5 protein-coding genes and 1 pseudogene are annotated in these 5,750 nt (G+C 53.0%); 5 read left to right on the top strand and 1 reads right to left on the bottom strand.

Annotated features, from left to right (window positions below; all coding sequences use genetic code 11):
• Positions 1-271: 271 nt before the first annotated feature.
• The 3 genes from FYC77_RS19780 (at position 272) to FYC77_RS19770 (ending at position 2,711) form a co-directional block, all read left to right on the top strand.
• Entirely contained in the window at positions 272-526 is a 255-nt protein-coding gene (locus FYC77_RS19780) for a hypothetical protein (protein WP_149083209.1), read from the top strand.
• Positions 527-531: 5 nt separating this feature from the next.
• Positions 532-1,551: an SDR family oxidoreductase gene (locus tag FYC77_RS19775; RefSeq protein ID WP_149083208.1), complete on the top strand. Its 1,020-nt coding sequence runs from the start codon at positions 532-534 to the stop codon at positions 1,549-1,551.
• Between the two features lie 329 nt (positions 1,552-1,880).
• Positions 1,881-2,711 (top strand): glycosyltransferase, encoded by an 831-nt coding sequence (locus tag FYC77_RS19770; protein WP_149083207.1) that lies wholly within the window; start codon positions 1,881-1,883, stop codon positions 2,709-2,711.
• A gap of 11 nt (positions 2,712-2,722) precedes the next feature.
• Here FYC77_RS19770 and FYC77_RS19765 read toward each other — a convergent pair whose 3' ends face one another.
• Complete coding sequence (locus FYC77_RS19765) at positions 2,723-3,838, bottom strand: glycosyltransferase (protein ID WP_149083206.1); 1,116 nt, start codon at positions 3,836-3,838, stop codon at positions 2,723-2,725.
• A gap of 200 nt (positions 3,839-4,038) precedes the next feature.
• On the opposite strand from FYC77_RS19765, the gene FYC77_RS19760 reads away from it, so the two are divergent.
• Both FYC77_RS19760 and FYC77_RS19755 read left to right on the top strand, forming a co-directional pair.
• Positions 4,039-5,334, top strand: a complete 1,296-nt coding sequence (locus FYC77_RS19760) for a hypothetical protein (RefSeq protein ID WP_149083205.1) — start codon at positions 4,039-4,041, stop codon at positions 5,332-5,334.
• 151 nt (positions 5,335-5,485) lie between these two features.
• Positions 5,486-5,695 (top strand): annotated as a pseudogene (locus tag FYC77_RS19755) (transposase); the annotation flags it as partial.
• Between the last annotated feature and the right edge of the window lie 55 nt (positions 5,696-5,750).

Raw genomic sequence — 5,750 nt, 5'->3', positions numbered from 1 at the left:
CTCTCAATCGAGTGATTATCCGTCAGACCCAGCCGTAGACCACGGAACGTGTGGTTATACTTCGGAAGTACTGCTAGTGTGGACTCACCGTGCGCAGACCTATCGTTGGATGTGAGGTGAGCTACTGTTCGATACGCTCGTTATCCGCACAGATATCGACCAGACGTGGATTCTATCTGTTGGCGCAATACGCCGCTTCGAAGCGGTGCGCTTCGGTAACTAGCAGTTACGTGGATAAGTTATTTAGCCGGGTCTGGACTGCCTGCAGAACATGGAATCCGCCGTTCTGATAGCGAGAAAGCAAGCGCATCCGCGGGCGCTGATCGAAAACAAAGCGGACGCCTTCGCCGAGGCCGACGGGCGACCGATCATCGACGACGTATTCGTCACGCTGCTCGAGGTCGACGTCTCCGGACTAATCGGCGTCGGCTCTGCTACCGACTGTGATCGGCCGAACGAACGGCAACAACCCGAACCGGTTGGCACCGACGAGACGTGCCAGCTGCCGGCAGGGAGGTTGACCTGATCAGTATGACACACGCACTCGTAACCGGCGGTGCAGGGTTTATCGGATCACACATCGCCACCGAACTCCTGGAACGAGGACACGAGGTCACCGTTCTCGACGTTCTGGATCCGTATTACGATCTTCGGATCAAAGAACGAAACCTGGACCTCTGTCGCGAAGCTGGCAGCGATCGTTTTCGGTTCGTCGAGGGGTCGGTCACCGACGAGCAACTCGTCCGCGATATCCTCTCGAGTCACGACGTCGAAGTCATCTACCATCAGGCGGCACAAGCGGGCGTCCGAACGAGCGTTGACAATCCGAAGAAACCACACCGGATCAATACGACCGGTCTTCTGACGCTGCTGATCGCTGCTGACGAGTTCGGAGTTCAGCGGTTCGTCAACGCGTCGTCGTCGTCAGTCTACGGCGAAGTCGAATACCTCCCCTACGACGAGGATCACCAGACCGTTCCACAGAGTCCGTACGGTGTAACCAAACTCGCCGGGGAGCACTACTGTCGACTCTGGGACGAGATCTACGACGTTCCGACCGTCACGCTTCGGTACTTTACGGTATACGGACCACGGATGCGCCCGAACATGGCGATCACCAACTTCACGTCGCGGTGCCTCAACGGAGATCCGCCCGTTATCTACGGCGACGGACAGCAGACCCGCGATTTCACCTACATCGACGACGTCGTCGACGCCAACCTCACGTTGCTCGACAGCGGGGAGTGCGACGGCGAAATCGTCAACGTCGGCTCGACCCGAACGATTACGATCGAAGAACTCGCCACCCACGTCGTCGACGAAACGGAAGCGAACGTCGAACTCGAGTACGCCGATCCGAAAGAAGCCGACGCACGACACACCCACGCGGATGTTTCGAAAGCCTGTGACTTGCTCGATTACGAACCGTCAACCGGGATTCGGGAAGGCGTTTCGCAGTTTGTCGATTGGTATCAGGATAATAAAGAGTGGTACGAGCCGCTAGTGCGGGCGTCGCAGCCGGCCCGCGCGTCAACGTCCAGTACGTCGTGATGACCGACAAGCCAGATCTCGCCGCAGTCACAGATGCGGCGCTCACGTTTCACGAGGAGTGTGACGACGGCCTTACAGTCGACGCCGACCGCGATGGGTGGATGACAACGATACCTTGGCCAACTCCGTTACGGGCGGTGAACTCGTCTCGTGTGGGCTCGTGAATGACGCCAACATGCTCGACCGATGAATCCAATCGATAGTACGCTAGCCGACGTGTTCACTCTGTCATCAAGTAGCGAAAAGATCCGCGCTGTGATGATTTCGCGGACATTCGTCCCCCAGAAGACAGACGATAGCAGCATCGTCTTAACTGAGGGTCGATCCAGATGACCACGGATCGCCCCCCCTTCTCAGTACTGATGTCGGTCTACCGTGACGAAACAGCTGATCACGTACGGACGGCACTCGAGAGCGTGTTCGACCAGAGTAAACCACCAGACGAGGTCCTGATTGTCGAGGATGGACCGTTATCGCTTGATCTCGAGGCAGTGATCACGACGTTCGAAACGCGGTATCCGGATACAGTACGAACGATATCTCTGCCGACGAACCGCGGACTGGGCGTCGCGCTTCGAGCGGGGGTCAAGGCGTGTTCGAACGATTTGATCGCTCGAATGGATGGGGACGACATCGCTGTCGAAACCCGTTTTCAGGATCAGTTAGCGTATCTCTCCGACAATCCCGAGGTCGACGTCCTCGGCGGATACGTGATGGAGTTCAACAGCAATCCCGACGAATCAGGACGCGTTCGGGACGTGCCTAGCGACGCCGAACGGGTTCGGTCCGTCGCTCGTTTCCGGTGTCCTGTGAACCACCCGACCGTGATGTTCCGTCGAGAGGCGGTGCTCGAGGCCGGAAACTATCGGTCATTTCGCTCGATGCAGGACTACGAACTCTGGATGCGCATGCTGTCCGAGGGGTACACGATCGAGAACCTTCCCACCGTTCTGGTGAAATGCCGGACGGGGAACGATCTGTTCGACAGGCGGGGCGGGCTGGGATATGCTCGGACCGAGCTTCGGATTCAACGGGAGTTACTGGAACGCGGTTCGGTTTCGCCCCTCGTGTTCCTGCTCAACGTAGCGATTCGAACTCCCCTCCGATTGACGCCCAACGCGGTTCGTAAGCGGGTCTACCAGGCCCTCTTACGGAGCTAAACCGCCGCTCTCTACGACGACTCTCGCCGCACTCTCTGTTGAACTCGCTCCGTCTCGATTAACTCGAGATACTGCGACACGATGGTTTCTACGCTAAAGTCCTGAGCGCGTTCACGAAGCAGTTCTGGAGCGGGCGGATCGGATACGGTTTCAAGCATCGCATCCGCCATCCGAGACGCGTCCCCTACGGGCACCAGCGGACCGTACCTACCGTCCTCGAGAATCGTCACGGGACCACTGCCACAGTTCGTCGCGACGACCGGCGTCCCACACGACATGGCTTCGACCAGCACGTTTCCGAACCCCTCGGATCGAGACGAGAGGACGAACAGATCGGCAGCCTCCATGTAGGGGTACGGATCGTCGACGAATCCGTACAGAGAAACCCGTTCCTCGAGAGACAGGTCCCTCACCTGTGCTTCCAGCTCGTCCCGTAATTTCCCGTCGCCCAAAACGATCAGACGTCCGCCGACGGTCTTTCGAACCTCGTGGAACGCTCGGAGTAGCGTCCGGAAATCCTTTTCGGGCGTGTACCTCCCGGCAGCGACGATCACCGGTTCGTCGGTGCCGAACCATCGATGCGGAGGCTCGTCATCGCTGTCCGCCGATGCAAGTTCTACCGGATTGTGGATAACCGAAATCGCCTCTCGGGGAACGTTCGCCCACGACGCAACGTCGTGAGCGACGGAACTTGAGGCGGCGACGATTTCGTCGGTTTGCCTGTAGAACACCTTTCCGAGTAGAAAATCGCCTTTGAACGCGACGCTCTTCCACGGTCGATCATCTCGAACCGAGTGTTCAGTCGCGATTACTTTCGGCTGGCATCTGGCCAGTCTAGCGGCTAGTATCGTCAACGCGTTTTCGACGGTCATCACGGAGATCACTGCCGATGGCTGTCTTTTGTTCAGATACCGGACAATAGCGGGAAGACTCCACCGTACCCTCGAAGCGTTGAGCGTCTCGAGGGTAACGTCCGAAGAAACGTGGGGTTCTAACTCGAGTTGGGTTTTCAGTACGACCAAATCGGTCTCACGCCCGGAGTCGGCTAACCCGTTCGCGAGATTAACCGCGACTCGTTCGGCACCCCCAATAGTCAGGGAGCCCACTAGAACGGCAACATTATTCATCCGTATATTCGGTTTCCGTAGTGAATATTCGACTAATTCTCTACAGTATAGTACTCGGTGTCTACTGACTATGGCAGGTCATCTTAATGTAGTGCAATCCGTTTTCTAACTGTTGAGAAACACTGTTTGGGTACCCAACACGCTATTATCGCAGATAGATCGCCGAAATCCTTTTCATGAACTTTGTTGGATGGTACGGCGTGAGTTCGTCACAGCGGAACAGTGATCCAATAGCAGCTCATCACCTCGAGTTACTGCTCCGTGGTTTGATTGTACTCGCAATTATCGCAGCGTTCGTTGAAGGGCCAAAAATCGAGATAGGCTACATAGGGCTCTACCTATTCGATTTAATAGTGGTATTAATATCATTTAATATACTAATAGGTTTAAAGTTAGTTGGAAATATAAGGATCCCACGAGATGAACTCCTCCTGAACCTTACAACAATCTATTTTCTATTAGTAGTTATACTACCATTGGTAGGAATTATTGTTCACGACCACCCACTTGCGTACGTCGTTGGTGACATTCGGTGGCTTCAAATGTATTTAATTGGTTTAGTAATAATAACACTATACTCAAGAAAAGCACTCAGTTTCCGATCTGATTTCGTCCATTCGTTTAAATTTATCATAGGGATATACTTTGGAATTTTCCTGTTACAACTGGCATTGTATCTTGATTTATACGATACAACACCATTACTAGAATTCTGGTTTCTGAATCAATCGACATACGGTGAACTAGGCCATCATATCGGTAGATTCTCTGGAGCAGGCTCTTCCCCGTCGTTAATCGGCCTTGTATCATTGCTTGGCACACTTATATTTGGACATACATTTCTTAATAATGGGGAAAATAAGATCTTTGTCTTAATTTCTCTCACGCTCTTAGTTGCATCTGGCCAGAGAACAGCTTTTGTTGCGACCGTTTTGCTTGCATCCCTGTTAATCACATTTCACACTGGTACACCTACTGACATCTCGAAACCAAAGACTGCCCTGGTGAGTGTAGGAGGCCTTTCAGTAGGCTTCGCAACTGCATACAGGTTAAACATAGGTCGATTGCAAAGTGATAATAGATTTGATGAGTTATTAACTGCTATTCTCAATCCCCACAAATTGCCAGAAGTATCTGGGCGTGGGCCCCGTTGGGAGTCAGCAATTAGTGCCATGAATACGCACTATCCAGGTGGCACATTAGCCAACCCTGCGCACGTATTAGACACGGAGACAATAGATTCATATTATGTGTTAGCACTTGCTCAGGGGCATTTCTTGTTACTGCTAATCTTCCTTTCGTTCCTCTTAGTGGCCTACCGATCGATCTTAAAATACCGATATCGCAATCCTCAGAACGCCCTCTTTGCCGCTATACTACTCGGAGCCGTAACTATTCTGTCTTCTATGCAGAACTTTTTAACTTCCATAACTGGAAAGTTAACTCTTGTTCTTTCCGTTTGTTTTATATTCCTCCTATATACAAATGATAGCTAAATATTTAAACTTTACAATAATTCTGTAGCTCCTCGCTTCGACACTCGATGAATTGAACCGTCGCTCTTCTGTAGGAGATTGTTGATGCCGCTTATTTTTTGCTATGGAATCAAAGAGAGCAAGGACACCTCGTCAGCGGTGTCCGTTGGGCATAATTCCGTTCGATGGATCGGAATCGAACGCAGCAAATCTGTTGCAGCATGTTCGCTGGCATAACGGCGTTACTTGCCCCCGCTGCCGTTCTGACCCCACGAGCGAGAACGACAGCTATGGCCACTTTCAGCGCTATTTCTGTAAGAATTCCGGCCCCACGTTCAACGACAAGACCGGCACAATCTTGGTCGTGTCCCAAGCTCGTCTAGAGTCGTAACTGACTCCTGTGGAAACAGGGTCACCTCTGGTACCTACCCCGAAGT

This window comes from Natrialba swarupiae (assembly GCF_008245225.1).
Lineage (GTDB): Archaea > Halobacteriota > Halobacteria > Halobacteriales > Natrialbaceae > Natrarchaeobius > Natrarchaeobius swarupiae.
Note: the sequence above shows the minus strand (reverse complement) of the source record. Positions and strands in the feature narration are given on the sequence as shown.

Excerpts from the sequence above, each read along its gene's own strand:
- FYC77_RS19765 (WP_149083206.1), bottom strand. The coding sequence starts at position 3,838 with ATGAATAATGTTGCCGTTCTAGTGGGCTCCCTGACTATTGGGGGTGCC.
- FYC77_RS19775 (WP_149083208.1), top strand. The coding sequence starts at position 532 with ATGACACACGCACTCGTAACCGGCGGTGCAGGGTTTATCGGATCACAC.
- FYC77_RS19770 (WP_149083207.1), top strand. The coding sequence starts at position 1,881 with ATGACCACGGATCGCCCCCCCTTCTCAGTACTGATGTCGGTCTACCGT.
- FYC77_RS19780 (WP_149083209.1), top strand. The coding sequence starts at position 272 with ATGGAATCCGCCGTTCTGATAGCGAGAAAGCAAGCGCATCCGCGGGCG.